This is a genomic window from Chitinophaga niastensis, from assembly GCF_003014755.1.
Classification (GTDB): domain Bacteria; phylum Bacteroidota; class Bacteroidia; order Chitinophagales; family Chitinophagaceae; genus Chitinophaga; species Chitinophaga niastensis.
Genome location: NZ_PYAW01000003.1, coordinates 337,455 through 358,351, shown reverse-complemented (window position 1 = coordinate 358,351; position 20,897 = coordinate 337,455). Strand labels below are relative to the sequence as shown.

The window sequence follows — 20,897 nt, the reverse complement described above, 5'->3', positions numbered from 1 at the left end:
GAAAGAGAGGTTTAGTACGTTCTTCTATACCCTAATTCTGCCCCGCCGCTAACCGGTAAAATGGTTCCGGTAATAAATCTGGCTTTGTCCGAAAGCAGAAAAACACAAGCATCAGCAATCACATCTCCTTCGGGGCAATATCCTAAAGGATGTATCTTATCTAAATATTTTTCGATAGAAGCCGGATTGGGTTGTTCTTTGCTCCATTCTCTCAGCATCGGGGTCCACACGCCGGCAGGTGACACTGCATTTACCCGTATGTTGTAAGGAGCATAATCAAGTGCCATTGATTTGGTGAGTGCGTTCATAGCACCCTTTGTAGCCGTATAAGCAGCATGGTTTTCCTGACCTATTTCCCCTACAAGACTGCTGGTATTTAAAATGCAACCCTTTGTTTGCTTTAGTGCTTCAAATCCAAAACGAGTGGTAAACAACACACTTTTTAAATTTACATCCATCAAACGATTCCATTCCTGATCGCTGGTTTCATGCAGCGGTTTTGAGGGCGTTGCAATACCAGCGTTATTATGTATAGCATCAAGCCGCCCGTATTTTGTTATGGTTTGGAGGATCGCTGCCTCCACATCGGAAGCATTGGATACATCACATTCCACACCAAGATGTTGCGGCCCCAATTGTTTTATCGCATCTTCCACCTGCTCCCTGGAGGACGCTGCTATCACCACATTTGCCCCGGCTGCTGCATAAGCTTTTGCACATTCCCAACCTATGCCCGTTGAGCCTCCTGTGAGAAAAATAGTTTTTTGGTATAATAAAGCCATGTCTGCTTTTTTTATTTAATAATAAATACCCTAATCAGCATGAAAGACTTCTTCCATCGCTGTCCATATCTGTTTTTTCGCAGCAGTTTCAGGAAGTGGCTGCTGACAAGGGTCTGTTTCTTTCCACCACTGTTGCGTATTTGGATCGGCGGCCATCTTTTTCATATCACCATCGAAATCTGTTCCTGTATATTCAAAATAGCTAAACAGGTAATAATCATTCCCTATCTTTTGTAAATAGATAGAGTAGTTGCGGATGTTACATTCCTTTATTTTTTTCAGTACAGAAGGCCAGGCTTTTGCATGCAACTGTTTGTAATAATTCAGTTTCTCCGCTTTCAACCCTGTTACCGAACCAAATCGTTTTATATGTGCCGGCTTAATATGCTCTTTACAGGCTACCAAAAGAAAGCCGATAAGAAATATGGTAATTATATTTTTTTTCATTTGCATATAAATGTGTTTGAAGAGTATGCAATCTGCTCAAAATTTGATTATCGGAATATATAATACAAGATTCCAGTGATCAGCAGTAAGATGACCGACAGCACCTTGTAATTCCCAATACCTTTCCATGCCGGACCTCTTAGTGGTTCCAGGGGTGTCTTCCAATACAGCTGCGAACTTTCCGAATTGTGTTGTACCGGGTAGATATAAGAAAACACTACTTGTATAACCACACAAACACAAAACAGGTAAAAGGCCATCATCATAAAAGGGGTATGTCCGATAATTGTTTCCGGGAACAATTTATTAATAGCAAAAACCACTACACCCAAAGCAGATCCAATCCATAAAGTTAGTTTTGCCGAAGGGGCGGAAGCACCTTTCCAGAATACGCCAAGCAAAAACACACAGGTAATTGGGGGGGCAATGTGGGCAATGATGTCGTTAATCCCACTAAATATACTTTCATATCTGTTTAATAAAGGGAGTAAAGCAAGCGAAAATACCAGCGCAATACCCGCCGATATTTTTCCTGCCCATATCAATTGTTTGTCTGAAGCGGCTGGGCGATAACGCTGGTACATATCGTAACTGACCATAGTGGAAATGGAGTTTAATGCGCCAGAGACCTGGCTCATAAGCCCCGACAAAAGCGCTGCTACCAATACACCCACCAAACCGGAAGGCAAAAGCTGCGTAATCATCAGCGTATAAATGCCTTTTGAGTTTACATGACCTTTATCATCCAGTCCCAAACTACTGATATCCAAATGTCCTGATTGTGCCAGGGTGTAAGCAAACAAACCTGGCAACACAAAAATAAATACGGGTAAAATTTTAATGAAGCCACAAAACAAAGACCCTATTCTTGCATGGTTTTCATTTTTAGCCCCCAGTACACGTTGTACAATAGTTTGGTCGGCGCACCAATACCAGATTCCCAAAATTGGGTATCCCAGAAATACAGTATACCAGGGCATTCCGCTGCTATCGCCATGCGGGCGCAGCATGGAGAGCTTATTCATTTCACCGTGGCTTTTTAGTACATCCGTCATAGGGCTCCATCCGCCCATCCGGTTAAAGGCAGCATAGCTGATAATGAATGCGCCTGTCAGCAACACAACGGTTTGAATAGACTCCGTTACGACCACTGCTTTTAATCCACCTATGATGGTATATATGGCCGTTATAAAACAAATCACGATCACACTCAGGTACATGTTCAGTCCAAACAAGGTTTTTAATACAATACCTCCTGCCAACATAGAGAAAGCGATGTGGATAATGATGGCAGAAACTACAGAGATGATGGCCAGCCAATCGCGGCTTGAACGGTCATAACGTTTTTCCAGAAAATCCGGTAAAGTGGTCACGCCGGATTTGATATAGAATGGCACAAAAAACAACGCCAGTAAAATAAGCGTAAAGGCAGCCATCCATTCAAAGTTGCCATTCAGCAACCCACTGTCAAAACCGCTTTGAGCAAGACTTACCAGGTGTACTGTAGAAATATTGGTCGCAAAAAGTGCCAGCCCAATAGCAGGCCATTTTAAAGTTTTACCAGCCAGGAAATATTCGCCTGCAGCATTGGCTTTGCTTTTCCGACGATGATTGATGCCTGCCCACAAGCCTATAGCCAAAATGCATAGGATATATACAATCGTAATGGTTAAGTCGAATGGTTTTAACATGTATGTTTTCTTAGCAGGTTATTTTAATGGTTTTAAATCACAGCTGCTTCCTGGCTCCATGGGTGTTTTATAAACCCCGCTTTCTATTTTAGCAGGATGTACAAAATGTTTTTGCAAATGGGGGATATGCTCTAAAAACAAAGCTTCGTGCCCCATAGAGATATGATTGAACAGCACAAGATGTTGGTGCAACTGACCCATATCTCCCACATGAGGCACTACAGGTATATTGTATTTGCGGCAAAGTAAGCTGACAGTAATGAACTCACTTACCCCGCCAACCCTTACCGCATCTACTTGTATAAAACCTGCTGATCCTGTTTGCAGATAGTTTTTAAAGATGATACGATTAGGCACATGTTCACCTAATGCCAGTTTCGTGGGGGCGATAGCATCGGCCAGCGTTTTATGCGCCAATATATCGTCCGGATGAGTGGGTTCTTCGATCCAATAGGGCCGCATGCTTTGCAACGCTTTGCATATTTTAAGTGCCTGGGGAAGGCTCCATTGCTGGTTAGCATCCAGCATTACTTTTATGTCATTTCCTGCTTCCTCACGTACAATATGTGAACGGCGAATATCTCTTTCCGGATCCGGACTTCCTACCTTTAGTTTCATAGCAGTGAAACCTTCTGCAACTGCTCTCCGGCTGTTTTCGCGTACTTTTTCATCGGAATAATTGAACCAGCCAATAGAAGTGTCGTATCCGGGATAACCTGCACTTATAATTCCCTTACGGGTCTCTTTTCCCGGATAATTATCTTTAAATAATTGTAATGCCTGGTCCCGGCTCAGTTCATCTTCCAAATAAGATAAATCAAGGGTATTAATGATTGCTTCCGGTGAGAGATCGGTTAATAATTTCCATAACGGCACACCTCTTTTCTTTGCCCATAGGTCATAACAGGCATTAGTCACCGAAGCAAGTGCCAGATGAATAACCCCTTTATGTGGCCCCAGCCAGCGGAATTGCTGTTCGTTGGAAAGCCGGTTGAATACCGCTCCAAAATCAGACATCAGTTCTTCAATATCCCTGCCTTTCAGTTGTTCTGCATAAAACTGAGCCGCCCTGCATACCATGTCGTTACCTTCACCCAATGTAAAGGCAAAGCCTGTTCCGGTAATGCCGCTGTCATCTATGAGCTGGGTAACAGCGTAAGAGTATATCGGGTCTCGGTGAATGGCATCGCTTCCGGCTCCTTTACCTAATGGAAATCTTGTGTCGTTTATCTGGATTTTTTGAATCATATTCAGGCACTGATTTATAGTTAAGAAACGACAGGTATATTTTCTGCATTGATGTCCAGTTCCAGCACAATTACGGAGTCGTTACTATCCGGAAGCTGATCAGGTAGTTGAAGTGTTATATTTCCTGCGGCATTGCGGTTATAATTTATTTTGCCACCATTCAGCCAAAAGGCTTTTTTAATCTTTGTGTTGGGTAAGACAGGCAATGTTATGCTGGCTGATTTTCTCTCAAAAACATGGATATATAGTTTATTGCCTTTACGGGTGGCGGCATAAACCTCATTTGGTTTAAAAGGGCCACCTTTAGTACCATAAATGCTTTCGCCGTATAGTTTTAGCCAATCCCCCATTTCTTTCAGCCTGGTAATCTGGCGGTTTTCCATTCTTCCATCGGGCATCGGTCCAACATTGAATAAAAGGTTTCCGTTTCCTCCGGCTACTTTAGCTAAAGTCTGGATACACTGATGTAGTGTTTTCATTTGATCGTTTGGCTTCCATGACCATTGGTTGCAAATGGTCATGCAGGTTTCCCACGGGTCTTTCATGTTCAGTTCACCAATTTCCTGTTCCGGAGTAGCATAATCACCAATAGTGTTAGGCCCTAACTTTGGATGTTGATTATTTGCTCCCAGGCGGTTGTTTATAATTACATTCGGGTCCAGCTTTTTTAAGAAGGTATAAACATCTGCTGCATATTCATTTTTCCATGGGCTTTCCCAGTTGCCATCAAACCAAAGCATAAAGGGATGGTAGCGGGTTACGATCTCCTGCAGTTCATTTTTCATGGTGGTAACAAACTTATTCATATCAGCATTAGGATCAGGATTTTTATCTCCCGAAATATGAACAGGGTAGTTCTGGTCGTGCCAGTCAAGCACTGTAAAATATACACAAAACTTAATATCATATTTTTTACAGGCCCTGGCAAGCTCTCCTACAATATCCACTTTATATTGGGAGTTCATGATGTTGTAATCTGAAAATGCAGTAGGCCATAAACAAAAGCCATCGTGATGTTTAGCAGTGATGGTCAGGTATTTCATGCCGGCATTTTTGGCCGTTTGCGCCCATTGGTCTGCATTAAATAGTACCGGATTAAATTCTTTGTATAAATTATCATACTCCTCCGTTGGCACATTTGTGCCCCTGCTCCAGCCTATTTCCGTGCCCCGTAAGGTTACAGGTCCCCAATGTATGAACATGCCAAAGCGCTGGTCCATAAAGTCATCTAATACAGCTTTCGGCGTTTGTATAGCAGGGTCTATAAGTGTAGACTGTGCTTTTGACTGGCAAAAGAAAGATAAAAAGATTAGTAGGCTTACGAATGATTTCATGATGGTGATGTTTGGATTTACTGGAATTCCAAAATTAAAGCCTTGTCGGCCTGGTTACAATGAATTATGCGGCTATTTTAATGGATTATTCTATTAAAGTGTTAAGTTTAGCTGATTAATCTACGTAAAAGGTATCAGTAATAACGGTTAATATGGGAAAGATTAAGGTCAGGGATGGATTTGAGGGACAAAAGCTGATAAGCTTACCCAATGTGATCTATAAAAATACAAGTGCCTCAAATACGATCTTAAATCAGATTTTCATCACGCATATTGGTTATTTCCCTAAAGCTTTTTCTCATTTTCGGGAGCGCAGAAAAGGCTGTGAAGACAATATATTTATTTACTGTGTGCAGGGGAAAGGCTGGTATATGATCGATAAAAAAAGATATGAGGTTAACCCTGGCCAGTTTTTCCAAATCCCTGCCACTGCAACATATATTAAATATGGTGCTGATCAGGAGCAGCCATGGACAATATTCTGGGTGCATTTTAGCGGGAAAGATATGAATACCTTCAATCAACTGTTGAACATCTCTCTCAATGACGGACCCAGGGATATTCCCTATAATGAGAAGGGGCTGCAGATTTGGAATGAAATGTATAGCTGCCTGGAAATGGGATATAGTAAGGATAATTTAAACAATGCCAACATGTGTTTGTATCATTTTTTATCGACATTCCTTTATCCGGAGAAACATTTCCCCGGTACAGCCGGGAAAGATATGATCAGGGAAACAATTGTTTTTATGCGTGAAAAACTGGAAAGCAGATTTACGGTAGATGATTTTTCAGTGCGCTATAAACTTTCAGCGTCACATTTTTCCAGTTTATTTCGTCATACTACAGGCACTTCACCTATGGAGTATTTTATTCAGCTCAAGATTCAGAAGTCCTGTCAGTTGCTCTATGGTTCAAATATTAAAATTAAGGAGGTCGCAGCAAGCCTGGGCTATGATGATCCTTATTATTTTTCCCGTTTGTTTAAAAAGCTCATGGGGATGTCCCCCGAACAGTATAGGGCCATCAAACATCGCTTTTAATAACTAAAGGTGGATATAGCTTTTACGGTACTTGCATATTCAATCGGATAATCCATTAATAAAAATTTGAAAGGATGAGGATCAGGTACCATTCTACCTTATTAAATTATAGTCAATAGTTTTCTACATTATGGACAATCAACTTTATCTCTTTTTAAAAGAAAAAACAGCGCTTTCAGATGAATCCATAGCGCAAATTGCCATTCATTTTAAAAGTATAAAAGCTAAGCGGAATCAGGTATTGGAAGCGGCAGGAAAGGTTTGTAAAAAAATGTACTTTATTAAATCAGGCTGTTTGAGATTATATGAGGTAGATAAAAAAGGGAATGATATTACCGGCTATTTTGCTTTGGAAGATAGCATCATGACTGCCTTACCTAGTCTGATCACTCAAAAGCCGTCAAGAGATTTTTTAGTTGCGCTTGAACCTTGTGAGTTATTAGTTATTAGCCGTGATCAGTTTTTTTCTGCGGTAGAACAGTTTCCTGCATTTCGACTGATGTATAATCAATTCGTGGAGTTTGCCTTTATCCACTCACAAATGAGGATTTATAGTTTTTTAGGTATGGAAGGTATTGATAAGCTGAAATGGGTCATAGAACATGAACCTAAGTTATTGACCCGTGTATCCAGTAAAGCAGTTGCTTCCTACCTGGGAATGACTAATTCTACACTGAGTAAGTTGCGGGCCAAGCTCAAAATGGTTGTCATTTGACAACTTTTATGATTCCCCGAATGGTCAACTTTGCCTTATTGTTAAACAATTAAATTTAAAACAATGAGTCAATCAATTAACAAAGTGTTTCTCTATGGGGAATTTCAGACAGCTGTACATCCTTTTACAAAAGAAATATGGGAAGTTGTTAATGCGCAATTAAAAAATGTTAAAGGGTTAATCAGAAAAACCTGGCTGGTAGGAATTGGCACGCATACAGTAGGTGGGTTTTATGAATTTGATTCGGTAGAAAATGCCAGGGCCTTTGCAACGGGGCTTTATGCAGAACAGGCTGCATATGTCAATGCAAGTTTGACTGTCAAGCTATTTGACGGGGATGTTGCTGAAGAAGCAAGCAGAGATATGCATTCGCCTCATTACAATTAAGACAACAAAAGATCCCGTAAGCATTGTGTTTACGGGATTTTAAAAGCATATGTACATGGAAAACATTTGGATAAAAATTGCTGAATATGGTCAACTCTCAGAAGAAAGCAAACTGGCTTTAGCAAAAATTATCAAAAAGAAAAGCTATGACAGGAATGATTTCTTTTTAACGGAAGGTCAAATACCCCAAACAGTTGGTTTTGTATCAGAGGGGTTGTTATCTCAGTACTATACTGCTGAAAACGGCGATATTATTATAAAGAAATTCTTTCCGGAAAACCACTTTGTGGCATCAACCGCTGCATTATTAAAGAAGTCTCCGAGCGAATTTAGCATTAAAGTATTAGAGCCCGCTACTATCCTGGAGTACAATTTTCATGAGTTTAAGCAATTGACTGAAAAGTATCTTGATATTGCAGCCTTTTATATCAGGTACATGGAGATACATTGGATTATAGAAAAGGAGCCGCTGGAGATCTCCTTTAGACATGACACTGCTAAAAAGAGATATACCGATTTTTTAGCGCAGTTTCCAACATTGGAGTCTCGTTTGAAACAGCATGAAATAGCCTCTTATCTTGGTATTACGCCCACACAACTAAGCCGGATACGTGCCGGAAGCTGATTTTTTCGGGTTATCAACATTTGTAAATGTTTTTTATTTCGGAAGGTTCGAATTTTGTGTCATTAAAAATACACAAAATGGAAAAACAAATTAAAGCCGACTATTTTAATGATGAATTGATAGATAAAGCGGTTGTATTTCAACCCGGAGAAGGAGAAGCTATAAGAATGGGTGGATTCGCCTGTACATTTAAGGTAACAAGCGAGCTTTCAAACAACCAGTTAGGGCTATACGAAATTACATTACCCCCTTTAACTATCGGAGCTAACCTCCATTATCACCGGTTTATGGATGAAACTTTTATTGTTAATAAAGGGACATTAACGATATCGGTTGCAGACCGTCAGGTGGAGGTTAAAGAAGGAGGAGTTGCTTATATCCCAAGGTTTACACCTCATGGGTTTCGCAATGATTCAAATGAAGAAGTGACATTAACATTAATTTTTAATCCATCTATGAATAGAGAAGGTTTCTTTTATGGATTATTTGAGACACTTAGTGAGCAGCCGGTTGACCCTGAAAAATATTTAAAATTGTATAATAAATACGATAGTTTTCCTGTTGACAAGTCAGACATGTTACCTATAAGAAAATAATCTGTGAAATCCTTTGATATCCATTTTCATTCCATCTGAATAGTGGGGGCTTCAACATCCGGATAAATCGATTCATCCCGACAAAAATAAGAAAGGCTTTAAGTTCGACCACCTAAAGCCTTTCTTATTTTTGTTGGGATGACCGGACAGTTATCAAACAGGGTAAGTATTTTCTTAGACCAATATATTACCTCCATCTGCTATGATAACCTGGCCGGTACCATACTCTTGTTTCATCAGGTAAAGGTATGCCGCTGAAATATCTTCCGGTTCGCCAACTCTGCCCACAGGTATTGCATTTCCGACAGTTTCATAAAGGGCTTCCCTGTCCGTTGCCGTCATATTTGCCCAAAGACTCGTTCTTACAAGGCCAGGGGAAACTGCATTTACACGTATTGGCGCCAATTCCACCGCCAGCGCACGGGTAAGTCCTTCCATAGCTCCGCAGATGCCGGCGGCTGTTGTCCAGCCCTTATTCGGTCTGCGGCTGGCAATGCCAGTGGTTAGTGTAATTGTACCATTCCTGTTTATGTTGGGGCTCCCGTATTTTACAGCGCAAAGGGCCCCATAATACCGTAATGTAAAGGCCTTTTTGATATCATTGACAGCTGTGGCTGCAAGTTCGCCCAGTAGTAATTGTTCTCCTGCTGTATATACCAGGTGATCAAACCGGCCTTCGCGATGGAAGAATGATTCAATTTCCGCTTCATTGCTGAGATCAACAACAAATCCTTTCGCTCCTGCAGGCAAAGCTGAAAGTGCCAGATCAATTCTTTCCTGGTTACTGGAAGCAATAATTACATCTGCTCCTTCTTCTGCAGCAGCATTAGCCGTTGCAAAACCAATACCGGCGCTACCGCCAAGTACGATTACTTTTTTCCCTTTTAGTTGATCGTTCATACCCTTTTTTTTAATGGAATAAAGGTATCAGACATTGATGAACGTTCATTTACCCAAAGGTAAATAATATCAGGAACGGATATTTTTTCTGATTCTGCTAAGCGATTGTTGTGTAATACCAAGATAAGAAGCCACGTCTGAAAGCGGGACACGCAGGGCTACATCGGGCTGATTTGACAGGAAGTTGCGGTAACGGGTGGTCGCATCTTTCTTTAAACAGACGCTTACAATTGCTATCCTTTCCAGCAGGGCCTGTTGGAGGATATTATCGATCAGGTTTTCCAGGTAGGGGAGTTGTGTGTATAGCGCCTTTAATTTATTACGTTCCAGCGTAATCACTTCTGCATCACACGAAGCCAGGATGCTTTCTTTGGCAGGAGTGCCGTTGTTGAAGCTATCCTGAATAGAGCAGAACTGGTTCTCTTTGAGGAAAAAATGCGTGATACCGTCTCCTTTTTCATTTTGGTTTACAATGCGTAATACTCCTTTGCAGATAAAGAAAATTTCCCTGCAAACCTTTCCCTCTCTCAGGAGTTCATCCCCCTGATGAAACTGTCGTAGCTCGGTTGCGGCAGTGATGATCTCCGCATCCCGGGGAGGGATCAATCGAAATAGGCGGAGAAAGTTTATGAGCGGTGTTGAGCTGTTTGACATAATGTATGGAACAAAATTAAAAAAAAATCTGCATAGTCCGATAATGGATGGATATATCCCGAACTTTTTCATGGCAGATTTGTTAAAAATCAGAGGCATCTCAACAAAATAACCTGGAATATACTTTCGTGTACAATAATTATAAATAGCCGATGGAATAATACAAACCCCCGATATGAAAAATGAAGTTGATGGAAACCCTTCCCGCAACTGGTTGACAAAATAGACCTGATACTTATCTGCAGGTATACTGGTGCTGTATGCATCGGTATTAGATTGTTTTGTATTTATATAAGCCGGTTACATAAATGCAACTACTACACATGAACAAAAATAAATAATATGCTTTATAGAAGTTCATAGCCCCCGCTTACTATAGAGAACATCGTAGTATACTGTTCGCACAAAGCAGTGTTGCTTTAATTACGATGTACCAATTATTACAGTTTCTATCTATCCGCTGTTTTCAATAACATGAACAGGTGGCGAATGGCAACGCACTATATAGTTAATGCAGATTCAATTTACCAGTGGTGCGGCGATTTTCCTGCATTTCTACCCGCACAGGCAGCTGGCCTGACGAGCACACTGGCAATGATTGTATAGTATATGTAGGTTCGAATCCTGCCCTGTTCGCAAACCCGGAATGACTGACAGGCTACCACCAGTAGTCGTAATTGACGCAAGCGGCAATGAACGGAACTGATTTGTAATAGCCGCCTTGCATATTTAAAATCAAAATACTAAATTGACTAAAAAAAATCAGACATTATTAATTGTGATCTCCCAGCAAAGATGGCCATTTTTGAAATACAATCATATATCGGGACAATTTTTGAAATACAATCATATATCGGGACAATAGAGAAAAATGTTTCACTCTATGAAGAGAAAAACTTTGATAAACGTATTGAGGTGATAGACTTCATCGGGTTTCAGGTGATAGATCAGATGGAGGAACTCCTGCGAAAAACAGCGCAACCAGATAAACTGATTTCGCTTAAATATCGTGCTGAAAAAGTAAAGGCTGAACTGGAAGAAATTGATATTAACCTATTTCAAAGGCTTCAGGCGAATATCCGAATGGAGAGATATACAGGAAAAAAATTCAAAAGCCTGATTAATGAATACGTCGATTTTAATTTAGACTATAACGAACACCAGGAAGAAACAGGTTATGATAACCTTGATATCTTTATCAATGGATTATCCCCCTTTCAGACTATGCCGGAGCAGACTAAAGATTTAGAACCGGAAATGGTGTATTATCAAAAAACACCAGCCAGAATCGTTTTCGAACTTGTTGAGAAATCTCATTTTAAGAAAGAAGACGTTTTTTTTGATTTGGGCGCCGGCTTGGGTCAGGTAGCCATCCTGGTAAATCTTCTCGCTGGAATCACAGCCAAAGGTGTAGAGTTTGAGCCGGCTTTTTGCGATTATGCAAGGGATTGCGCTGCGGAGCTTAATTTATCCAATGTGACATTTATAAATGTTGACGCACGGAAAGCAGACTATTCCGATGGAACTATATTTTTTATGTTTACACCCTTCAAGGGCGAAATCCTGCAAGAAGTTTTAGCGATGTTGAGGAAAGAATCACTACTGAGGAAAATTAAAATTATTACTTATGGACCTTGTACTGCCCAAGTCGCTTTACAAAGTTGGCTGGATTGCGCAACCCCGGCGGATGATAATGTATATAAGCTTGCTGTTTTTAGCAGTTTTTAAGTTTGAAAGGTTATCGGGCTTTTTAATCGAAGATTTATATGGGGGAACTTAATTCAAATCTATAAAACAATGTAGGTTGGGCCTGTCAAACTGGATAACAATTGGAATTATCTTAAAGGTCGAAACAATAAAATTGACTCGAACAAAAACGATTAGCTTTAAACATGTCTTAAGTGCATGTTAAACTTGTGGAGCTGAATAAAGTCAATTATATACTTGTTTAAAAACTATTTATGTACAAAACCTTATACCTCTCTCTTTTTTTGTTATTTCATGTACTTTGGGTTAATGCTGGAATATTTGATATTACCAGGTATGGGGCCCGCCCTGATGGCGTCACTATTTGCACCCGGGCGATCCAGCAAGCTATCAACGATTGCAGCAAGGCAGGAGGGGGTACAATATTGATACCCACGGGGATATTTTATACGGGAACAATTTATTTGAAAGACCGGGTAACGCTGTATCTTGATAAAGGAGCTGTCCTGTCAGGAAGTAGGGATAGTGCGGATTATCCAGCCAATTCACCTCAAACACTGCGATGTTTGGATACTCATTTTCCTCATGGAGGGCCGCAAAGAAATTTCGCCCTGATCTATGCGGAAGGGAAAGAAGATATATCTATTCTCGGGGAGGGCACTATTAACGGCAACGGGGATTATTCCGGCTGGCAACGGGGGGATAATGCACCTAACAGACCCAAACTCATTTTTTTCATTTCATGCAGGAAGGTGGCCGTAAAAAATGTATCATTGGTCAATTCTGCATTTTGGATGGAAGATTACCTTGGCTGTGATGGTGTTGAAATTGAAGGGATACATGTAATTAACCATGGTAACTGGAATGTGGATGGCATAGATATCGACAGCAAAAATGTCATAGTCCGGGGCTGTTTTATTGATAGCGATGATGACGCTATCTGTCTTAAAAGTTATATTCGGGACCGCCCCTGTGAAAATGTGACCATTACCAATTGTGTGGTAGCAAGTAATTGTAATGCTATCAAATTCGGGACACCAGGATATGGAGGATTTAAGAATATTACGGTGACCAATTGTACCGTTTCAGCCTGCACAATAGATCAGCTACGACAACGGGAAAAAAAATATCCAAATATCACGGCTTCTCCGGCCAGTGAATCCGGGGTCTCCCTGGAATGTGTAGACGGAGGCAAAATGGATGGTATCACAATTGACAATATAACCATCCATTCAACACTTACTCCTTTGTTCATCCGTTTAGGCAACCGGCATGCTAAAATGATAACAGATACCGCTACCCATATTCCCTGTCTCCGTAATGTTATCATCAGCAATATCATTGCAGATGGCCATAGTCACAGGACCAGCTCCATCACTGGATTTCCTGGTGCTTATGTAGAAAATGTACAAATCCATCATATTATCCTGGACCTGGATGGCGGGGGCTCTATAGCAGAAAGAAACGTCTCATCTGTGAAGGAAAATGACGAAGGGTATCCGTCACCTGAAATGTTTGGACAGAGTCTACCTGCGTCTGCCTTCTTTATCAGGCATGTGAATGGGATTAAGATTGATGACGTATGGATCAACCTTGCCCGGAATGACGCCCGGTATGCTGTAGTATTGGATGATGTTCATTTCGCGTATTTAAGAAATCTCTATATTAAAAACGGAGATGGGAAAACGAGGATAATAGCTCCTGAAAACATAAAAATGTCGTCGAGTGAAGAGGTATATCTTGCTGATGGGAAAATAAAATAGGACGATTTTTATAAAGCTGTATTTACGAAAGTATTTGACAGGACTTCGTAAATACAGCTGTTATGCGCCATTTTAGGCGACCTGAAAAATTCAACATCCTGACAAAGAAATCGTAAATATGAAAATTTTAATTTTACTTCTTCTTTTCTTTAATACTTCCTTTTCATTTGCTCAAAATAAATTGCCGATAATTAAGGCAAATTCAAAAAAGGCATTTATTATTGAAGGAGAAAATGATAGATTCAATTGGGAGCTGAGCCCTGAAACTAAGCTTGACATTCATACAATAACAAAGAGTGTTAAACCAAAATGGATTAAATTCTATACAGATATTGATTCCATTAAAATAAAAATAAAACCCAATGAGCACTTTGACTTTATCGTATTACTAAATAATAAAGACAGCTGCTATACGAGAATTGAAAGCCTGCCTGTTAAAAACTATTCAAGTCAAAAAAGGGTGACTCATGATACCATTCCATTCACTTTAACTGAATTTAATAATGTAAAAATTAAAGCCGTTCTTAATAAGGTTGACACATTAGACTTGAAGTTTGATTCGGGCACAACAGGTTTATTATTAACTAATGATGCTATCAGGAACAAAACACACTTATTAAACAATACAGGCACAGATAATATTTTACAGATTGGAAATTTAACCTGGGGCAACCTGCAAGTTTATCCGGTAGAATTATCAGGACAAGGAACTGATGGAAGGTTTGGCTGGGACTTATTTGATGGGAAAATTGTTGAAATAGATTATGATAAAAATATTTTCATTGTTCATACTAAAATGCCTGAAATAAGTAAAGCGTATTCAAAATTTGATATTGAATACACACATACTTTATTTTGCATTCAGGCGGAGCTGCAAATAAAAAACAAGAAATATAAGAACCGTTTTCTGTTTGATAATGGCTATCAAAGAACTATAATGTTGGACACTTTGCTGATGAATGAGCAGGATTATCCCAGAGATTTGGTGGTAATAAAAAAGGTAGTTATGAAAAATGGACAAGGCAAAGAAATACCCATTATAACAGTGAACAACGAAAGACTTAATCTTGGAAAACAAGTACTATTCAATATCCCGGTACAACTATTGACAACAACTAACCCTGCCGGATTTAAGACACATATTTTGGGAAACGAAGTTTTAAAAAGATTTAATACCATTCTTGATTTTCAAAATAATTTTGTCTACTTAAAACCCAACAGTCTAATTGACCTGCCATATAAAGATGCGAAATAACTTTTTTTAAATGATTGAAGGCGTTTGGCTAATCTGACAGTTTGAGAATAAATGTTTTCAACCGACTTTAAATTTGTCCGGATGATAATTACTGGCACAACACGTTAAATTCTGCTATCTTTAAAATAAACAACCTGATTTCATGCGAATCCCCTGCCTGCTGTTTTTCCTGCTTTGTTTTTCTGCGACCATTAAATCGCAGGTACCTGCCAATGCAGTTGCCCTTGAAGATACCGCGTTCAATGCAATGTATGCCGGCCTTAGCATTCCCAGGGTTACAGGTAAGCTGCTGCACCTATCGGCAGAGGAACTGAAAAAACTGCCCATTACTTACTCAGTGGTGACTCCTTTTTCAGAAAGTCAGATAAGAAAAACAGTTTTTGCTCAGACGGATGGCAGTTTCAGGCTGGAACTCGATTATGCATTTCCTTATCAGCAGATATGGTTTGGAGTGGGAGAGCTCTTCTATACCGGCCTTTATGCCAATAAGGATTTATATCTGGAACTGGATATGAAAAAGATCAAGGCGGCAAAAGAGGTTAGTTTCAATGGCGATGGTGTACGCTACCTGGGTAGTGATGGCCCACTGAACGTTTACCTGAACAATTATGTGCTCTATAAAAGACCGCAACAACTGGAGCTGTCCGGCAGCATATACGGGTTGCTCCATTCTTCCAGGGCTGTTGCCGGTAACATACTCCCGGATTATAATAAACTGTTCGATTCCGTGAAAATAATAGAAGACAGCTATATCGCCGCCAACCCTTCGCCATATAGCTGGATATTGGAAAACGAAAGGATGTCTGACTATTATGCACAGATCTGTACGAATTACTGGTGGAAGACCATGGATGATACCCTTTGGCAAAAAATGAAACAACACAAGAGCTACCTGGTGTCGAACAATAGTGCCGGATTCTATAGCTATATGGCTATATACATCAGCACCCTGCCTGGCGGCAGGGTTTCCACAAACTGGAAGGATGTGGCGGTACTACCAGACCTGGATGTTGCTGAAAAGGCACTTATCGATTCATTGAGAGACAGTGAAAAAATGCAGCCGGTATATCCTTATACACTTGAAAACATAAAAAAATGGTCGGAACAGCTTCAACCCCGCATACAAAAAATAGCATTAATGCGGTCACTTGATAAAAGCATTCAAAGAACAGACAGCATCTTCTCTTCAGCCAAAGCTGACTTTCTGAAGCTTCGGCTAAATACAAGTAAGGATGTTAATGAACAAAAGGTGGCGCTGGACCACATTCTTCGCAGCATGCATACCGCATGGTGTATTGCGGTGGTAAAAAAGGAATACAAGCGTACTGCTGACAAGATTGATGAAATCAATAAAATACTTGCCAGGTCAGCGGGTGGCACACAACATACCAGCTTTGGAAAGCCGCTGATGGAAACTTCATTTGGTGCCAGCATGTACAAAGTGTCGGGTATAAAAGCTGTTGATTTCCTGGCAAAGCTCAAACAAAGCTTTCCAGGCAAAGCTATTATTATCGATCTGTGGGCTACCTGGTGCTCGCCCTGCCTCGGTGAAATGCCACATGGCAAAAAACTACAGGAAGCGTCAAAAGATCTGCCTGTTATTTTTGTTTACCTGTGCACCATCCATAACTCTACTGAAAGTAAATGGAAATCGAAAGTAATGGAACTGAAACAACCAGGCATACATTTTCTTATTGATGAAACGCTGGATGCAGAACTGGCACACTATTTTTCGTTCAGCGGTTATCCAGGCCATGCTTTCATTGACAAGACTGGTATTTACAGGCCCGGCGCGTCGGATATAGAAAACAGGGAAGCGCTGGTTACCCTGATCAACAAGTAAGGAGTTGCGTCGTCAAACCTGGTGCTCTTGCAGGTTTAGGTTTATCCGGCCGACAAAGTGCTCTTAAGTGAAATATTTTTGAGCAGAAAATAGCTGTATCCCTGTCAAAATATTTTTCAACTAAGAAAAGTATCAGGTTCAAAAATGAGTATGCGCCACCGTTGGTATATATTCCCCTTTCGGCAGTGATCAGTTTATCGGGTTGAAGATCAATGTTTGGAAACAACCGCTTGAAATTGGCTGCCAAATTCCAATGCGTGGAACAGGTCTTGCCTTCCAGCAAGCCGGTAGCAGCCAGCAAAAATGCACCTGTGCAAATACTCGCAATTTCAGCACCACTTTTATATTGCTCCCTGATCCAGAGTCGGCTTGCCCATACAAAATCCGAACTTATTTCCGATCGTCTCGTCGCTCCGATAGGAAGAATATCGCTGTAAGTATAAAATATTGTCCTGGAAAGTAAGCCCTGGTAATTGTAAACTTACATCAGTTTCAATAAATTCGTAACCAAAGAGTTAGACTGGACATGCTATGAGCCGGTTTTCACGAAGATGATTTACAGGAGCTAGTATAGATATGAGCACAAAAATTATTTGAATATTGGATTATCTTTTATATCTTAGAGATAACTTTTTTTTCAGGTTACAAAGCTTACTGATTGTCATAAGCTGCGCACAGGTTAAGTAGATCCAATAAAACACCTATTTACAAGTACCTCATTTTTATGTTTCAGGCCTCAAATAACCAGGCATTCGTGTAAAATATTTCACATAAATTTTCATGCGTTAAAAGGTAGTCAGATTAAACCTTAGCTTCTCTGATTGGACTGTAGGATTAGATTCAAATTGTTTCACGATATTTTGTATCCTTTAAAACCTCAAATAACTTTCTTCTCTAATAACAAAATTCAAAATAAGCATTGTATTAGTTGAGTTGTGCAATTTTTGTTGCATGGCAGCTAATGCTACCTGCTTTAAACCCTCAAAATAACATCTTATGAAAAAAGCACTCCTTATCATCTTCCTGGGAATTTTTGTAGGGGCAACCCTTATTATCGTTTTCAAGCAAATGCCATCAAAGGCAGCACCTAAGCATACAGCTGTCCTGTATAATTTTCCGGTGACGTTTGGTATGGATATTCCGAAAAACCTGCCGCTTAATGCTGATCCTGCACAACTGGTTACTTTTGCCTGGAATGAATTTTTTGCGCTGAACTGGCAGTCGAGTTACAGTTATAATTCTAAAGTAAGAGGAAGACCGGACAGGTCCTGGGCGTACGACTTGCATAATGCCCCCCCTTACCCAATCGCTCCGGTGGTATGGGAAACGTATGCCCATCGTACTGAATTGAGGCCATATGATAATAATATGCTCCCTTTTAATAAGGTGCCTAAATACGTTTATAAGATAAATCCGTTTCCTATAGGGGGGGCCGATCTCACCCTCTTTAATAACCTGGATGAGGATAATGAGATTGGATCCTGTGATCTATTTGCAAATACTGATAAAGATGGTAAAAATCGACAGGTACTGTATCAGGCCAAGGTAAACCAGGACGAATATGATTATGTGTATGGTAACTACGCGGATTCCGGGAGGTTACATGAGGCTATAAACAATACCAAGAAGAATATTGATGCTGATAGCGCTTATTATCCTGGTTCCAACGGGTCCACCTGCAATTGCCCCCAGAGTGCAAGGGTCTTCTGTTTGCCTTGTGGAGGAGCGCAGATTCCCTACCTTTTTGGCGAAACCTATATCGGAGCTATAGAAGTAAAAACGGCGTGGAAGGAAATAACATCAGCGGAATTTCCCAGGTATTTTACACGGACGGTCATTACCTATAAAAAAATCGGGAATGTAATAGTGGCATACAACAAGCCATATGGGCTCATTGGTATACATATTATTCATAAAACGCTTAACTATCAGAATTTTATCTTTGCTACTTTTGAACATGTGGATGTGGAAGCAAGTCATATGGGCTATGTAGAGCTGAAGAATAATAACAATGGGCCTGACCCGAAGGAATATACTCGCGCACACCCAATACCTGCCATTGTAGACTCCTCTACGGCATATGTTCACAGAGAATTAAAGAAAAAAAATCCACGATCTATCTGGCAGTATTACCGCCTGGTAGGGGTGCAGGGCAACCCAACTAATGATAGCACCTCTTTCAGCTTCTTCCTGGCTAACTACGTCATAGAATCAGATTCTACATTATCGAATTTCAGGGGAAGTGATATTTCAAATCCTCATAACGGAGGCGTGAATGTTTTGTATGGGAGGAGGAAAATTAGTATGGGCGGGTGCCAGGGATGCCATGGTGTAACCCAGATAAAATTTGGAAGTGATTGTTCCTTTTTAATGAACTTTTTTGATAAACCATCTGAAGCACCCGATGCCGGAAGAACAACCAATAAACTGGAGTTGTATAGAAAGGCGTTTGAGGCTATAGATGCAGAAGATAAAAAAACAACGAAGCACTAACTGATAATTTAATCATATCGTATTTTAGCATCCATCGAATTTTGTTGATGATCGGCCGGTTCCGGGCAGACTAAAATGCTCAAAAAGGCTGCATAATTGCAGCCTTTTTGAGCATTTTCCTATTACGCAAGGTCAGGCAAAAAATCAAATAAGTCCTATTCAACTTCATTTTTTTCCTGGCATTCAGATTACTACTCAAATTACTTTTGTAGTGTAAAAACATATTTTAAATGTAATCTGTATGAAAACTATAATAACTAAATAGGTGCTGCACCAAATTGATTGAACGAGTCGCAAAGACCAGGGAACTCCTTTCTAACGGAAATATAGACCGCGAGGATTGTCTCGCTATACAGAGCGATTGTGAGCAGCGGATAAATACACTGGGAATAGCTACTTAACTGTATATCGTTTCATTTTTAACCCGAATAAGGGCCTGATGATGTTTACTCTTCTAATAATAAATTCATAAGTGACGAAACATCCAATCCCTGTAAACAGAAAAACCAAAATGAATTGAAGGTGGATCTCCATATCCGGTGGGAAGATCAACATAGACGCCAGGAATAGAAATATCATATGAAGTATATAAACCGGGTAGATAGCCTGACTTAAATAATTCAGGACTTTACCAGGATGGTTAAGGTATTTGTAACCAAATGAAAAAACTGATATGATCCAGCAATTAGACTCGATCGCCGACTGATAACCCGGTACACGCATTTGGAATTGAAACAATCGATAGGTATAAAACGTGACTGCAGCAACAATAAACAACCATCTCCATTTCAGGATCATCTTCCAAAAAGTATCGCCACTTAACACAAAACAAAAGCCGAAGAAAAACGCCAGTAGTCCCAGGAAAAATCCGTGCCACGTCATCGCATACATTTCGTATGGATTTGGATCAACCAATAATGCTTCGGCAATGAAGGCAGCAATAACAGGAAGTAACCCCAATGGATTGCTCAATAACTTTTTTACCCACGTGACCAGTTTTCCGTTTTCATTTCCTTTTAAACAAAAGAAAATCGGAGACAGCATCACTACATAGACAAAGATGTTACCCAAAAACCATAAATGCCCGGGATGATAATTGTAGCTCAATTCCCGATGATAGTAGTATTGCCAAATGAGTACGCTGATGGGAACTATAAAAAACATACCAAACAGGAAGGGAAGTAGTATCCTGCCTGCGCGTTCCCGTAACAGTTGCTGTCAGTTTCTGTTTTGAATTGAAAAGTAGACTCCCATTCCGGATACAAAAAACAAAAGCGGTATCCTCCATATATTAAGCATGGTAATGGGGATCCAGAGCGTTCCCCATGATTTTTCATTTGCAATAAATCCTATCATTATCCCCCAGGGCTGGAAACTAATGGCTACATGATATACTAAGAGCAAGCCGATTGAA

General features: G+C 40.2%; 19 protein-coding genes. 10 read left to right on the top strand and 9 right to left on the bottom strand.

Features of this window, described 5'->3' with window-relative positions:
* Window positions 1-11 precede the first annotated feature (11 nt).
* From CLV51_RS16140 to CLV51_RS16120, 5 genes are read right to left on the bottom strand one after another with little or no spacing between them, the layout of a single operon-like run.
* The gene (locus CLV51_RS16140) at window positions 12-782 is read right to left on the bottom strand and encodes an SDR family NAD(P)-dependent oxidoreductase (RefSeq protein ID WP_106529090.1); all 771 of its coding nucleotides are present in this window, start codon (window positions 780-782) and stop codon (window positions 12-14) included.
* Window positions 783-812: 30 nt separating this feature from the next.
* Window positions 813-1,229 carry an L-rhamnose mutarotase gene (locus tag CLV51_RS16135; protein WP_245898793.1) on the bottom strand — a complete coding sequence of 139 codons (417 nt, stop codon included), beginning with the start codon at window positions 1,227-1,229 and terminating at the stop codon, window positions 813-815.
* A 47-nt stretch (window positions 1,230-1,276) separates the two neighbouring features.
* Complete coding sequence (locus tag CLV51_RS16130; protein ID WP_106529089.1) at window positions 1,277-2,920, bottom strand: sodium:solute symporter; 1,644 nt, start codon at window positions 2,918-2,920, stop codon at window positions 1,277-1,279.
* Window positions 2,921-2,938: 18 nt separating this feature from the next.
* Entirely contained in the window at window positions 2,939-4,168 is a 1,230-nt protein-coding gene (locus CLV51_RS16125; protein ID WP_106529088.1) for an enolase C-terminal domain-like protein, read from the bottom strand.
* Between the two features lie 20 nt (window positions 4,169-4,188).
* Window positions 4,189-5,502 (bottom strand): alpha-L-fucosidase, encoded by a 1,314-nt coding sequence (locus CLV51_RS16120; protein ID WP_106529087.1) that lies wholly within the window; start codon window positions 5,500-5,502, stop codon window positions 4,189-4,191.
* 152 nt (window positions 5,503-5,654) lie between these two features.
* On the opposite strand from CLV51_RS16120, the gene CLV51_RS16115 reads away from it, so the two are divergent.
* From CLV51_RS16115 to CLV51_RS16095, 5 genes are all read left to right on the top strand, one after another.
* Window positions 5,655-6,545, top strand: coding sequence for an AraC family transcriptional regulator (locus CLV51_RS16115; RefSeq protein ID WP_106529086.1), 891 nt, complete (start codon window positions 5,655-5,657; stop codon window positions 6,543-6,545).
* Window positions 6,546-6,675: 130 nt separating this feature from the next.
* Window positions 6,676-7,260, top strand: coding sequence for a Crp/Fnr family transcriptional regulator (locus CLV51_RS16110; protein ID WP_106529085.1), 585 nt, complete (start codon window positions 6,676-6,678; stop codon window positions 7,258-7,260).
* Window positions 7,261-7,323: 63 nt separating this feature from the next.
* On the top strand, window positions 7,324-7,647 hold the full coding sequence (locus CLV51_RS16105) for a hypothetical protein (protein ID WP_106529084.1): 324 nt from the start codon (window positions 7,324-7,326) through the stop codon (window positions 7,645-7,647).
* A 55-nt stretch (window positions 7,648-7,702) separates the two neighbouring features.
* On the top strand, window positions 7,703-8,272 hold the full coding sequence (locus CLV51_RS16100; protein WP_106529083.1) for a Crp/Fnr family transcriptional regulator: 570 nt from the start codon (window positions 7,703-7,705) through the stop codon (window positions 8,270-8,272).
* 77 nt (window positions 8,273-8,349) lie between these two features.
* Window positions 8,350-8,868, top strand: a complete 519-nt coding sequence (locus CLV51_RS16095; RefSeq protein ID WP_106529082.1) for a cupin domain-containing protein — start codon at window positions 8,350-8,352, stop codon at window positions 8,866-8,868.
* 174 nt (window positions 8,869-9,042) lie between these two features.
* Here CLV51_RS16095 and CLV51_RS16090 read toward each other — a convergent pair whose 3' ends face one another.
* Window positions 9,043-9,768, bottom strand: coding sequence for an SDR family oxidoreductase (locus CLV51_RS16090; protein ID WP_106529081.1), 726 nt, complete (start codon window positions 9,766-9,768; stop codon window positions 9,043-9,045).
* Between the two features lie 69 nt (window positions 9,769-9,837).
* Window positions 9,838-10,422: a Crp/Fnr family transcriptional regulator gene (locus CLV51_RS16085; RefSeq protein WP_106529613.1), complete on the bottom strand. Its 585-nt coding sequence runs from the start codon at window positions 10,420-10,422 to the stop codon at window positions 9,838-9,840.
* A 795-nt stretch (window positions 10,423-11,217) separates the two neighbouring features.
* Here CLV51_RS16085 and CLV51_RS16080 point away from each other — a divergent pair.
* The 4 genes from CLV51_RS16080 (at window position 11,218) to CLV51_RS16065 (ending at window position 16,990) form a co-directional block, all read left to right on the top strand.
* Window positions 11,218-12,150, top strand: a complete 933-nt coding sequence (locus CLV51_RS16080; RefSeq protein WP_106529080.1) for a class I SAM-dependent methyltransferase — start codon at window positions 11,218-11,220, stop codon at window positions 12,148-12,150.
* A 233-nt stretch (window positions 12,151-12,383) separates the two neighbouring features.
* Window positions 12,384-13,892, top strand: coding sequence for a glycoside hydrolase family 28 protein (locus CLV51_RS16075; RefSeq protein WP_106529079.1), 1,509 nt, complete (start codon window positions 12,384-12,386; stop codon window positions 13,890-13,892).
* 118 nt (window positions 13,893-14,010) lie between these two features.
* Window positions 14,011-15,147 (top strand): hypothetical protein, encoded by a 1,137-nt coding sequence (locus CLV51_RS16070; protein WP_211302025.1) that lies wholly within the window; start codon window positions 14,011-14,013, stop codon window positions 15,145-15,147.
* 142 nt (window positions 15,148-15,289) lie between these two features.
* Entirely contained in the window at window positions 15,290-16,990 is a 1,701-nt protein-coding gene (locus CLV51_RS16065; protein WP_106529078.1) for a TlpA family protein disulfide reductase, read from the top strand.
* On the opposite strand, the gene CLV51_RS16060 is transcribed toward CLV51_RS16065, so the two are convergent.
* Complete coding sequence (locus tag CLV51_RS16060) at window positions 16,980-17,291, bottom strand: helix-turn-helix domain-containing protein (RefSeq protein WP_245898791.1); 312 nt, start codon at window positions 17,289-17,291, stop codon at window positions 16,980-16,982. The genes CLV51_RS16065 and CLV51_RS16060 overlap by 11 nt on opposite strands.
* A 695-nt stretch (window positions 17,292-17,986) precedes the next feature.
* On the opposite strand from CLV51_RS16060, the gene CLV51_RS16055 reads away from it, so the two are divergent.
* A complete protein-coding gene (locus CLV51_RS16055; protein ID WP_106529077.1) occupies window positions 17,987-19,483 on the top strand; it encodes a hypothetical protein in 1,497 nt (498 codons plus the stop codon).
* A gap of 393 nt (window positions 19,484-19,876) precedes the next feature.
* On the opposite strand, the gene CLV51_RS16050 is transcribed toward CLV51_RS16055, so the two are convergent.
* Entirely contained in the window at window positions 19,877-20,695 is an 819-nt protein-coding gene (locus tag CLV51_RS16050) for an acyltransferase family protein (protein WP_211302047.1), read from the bottom strand.
* Window positions 20,696-20,897: the final 202 nt, after the last annotated feature.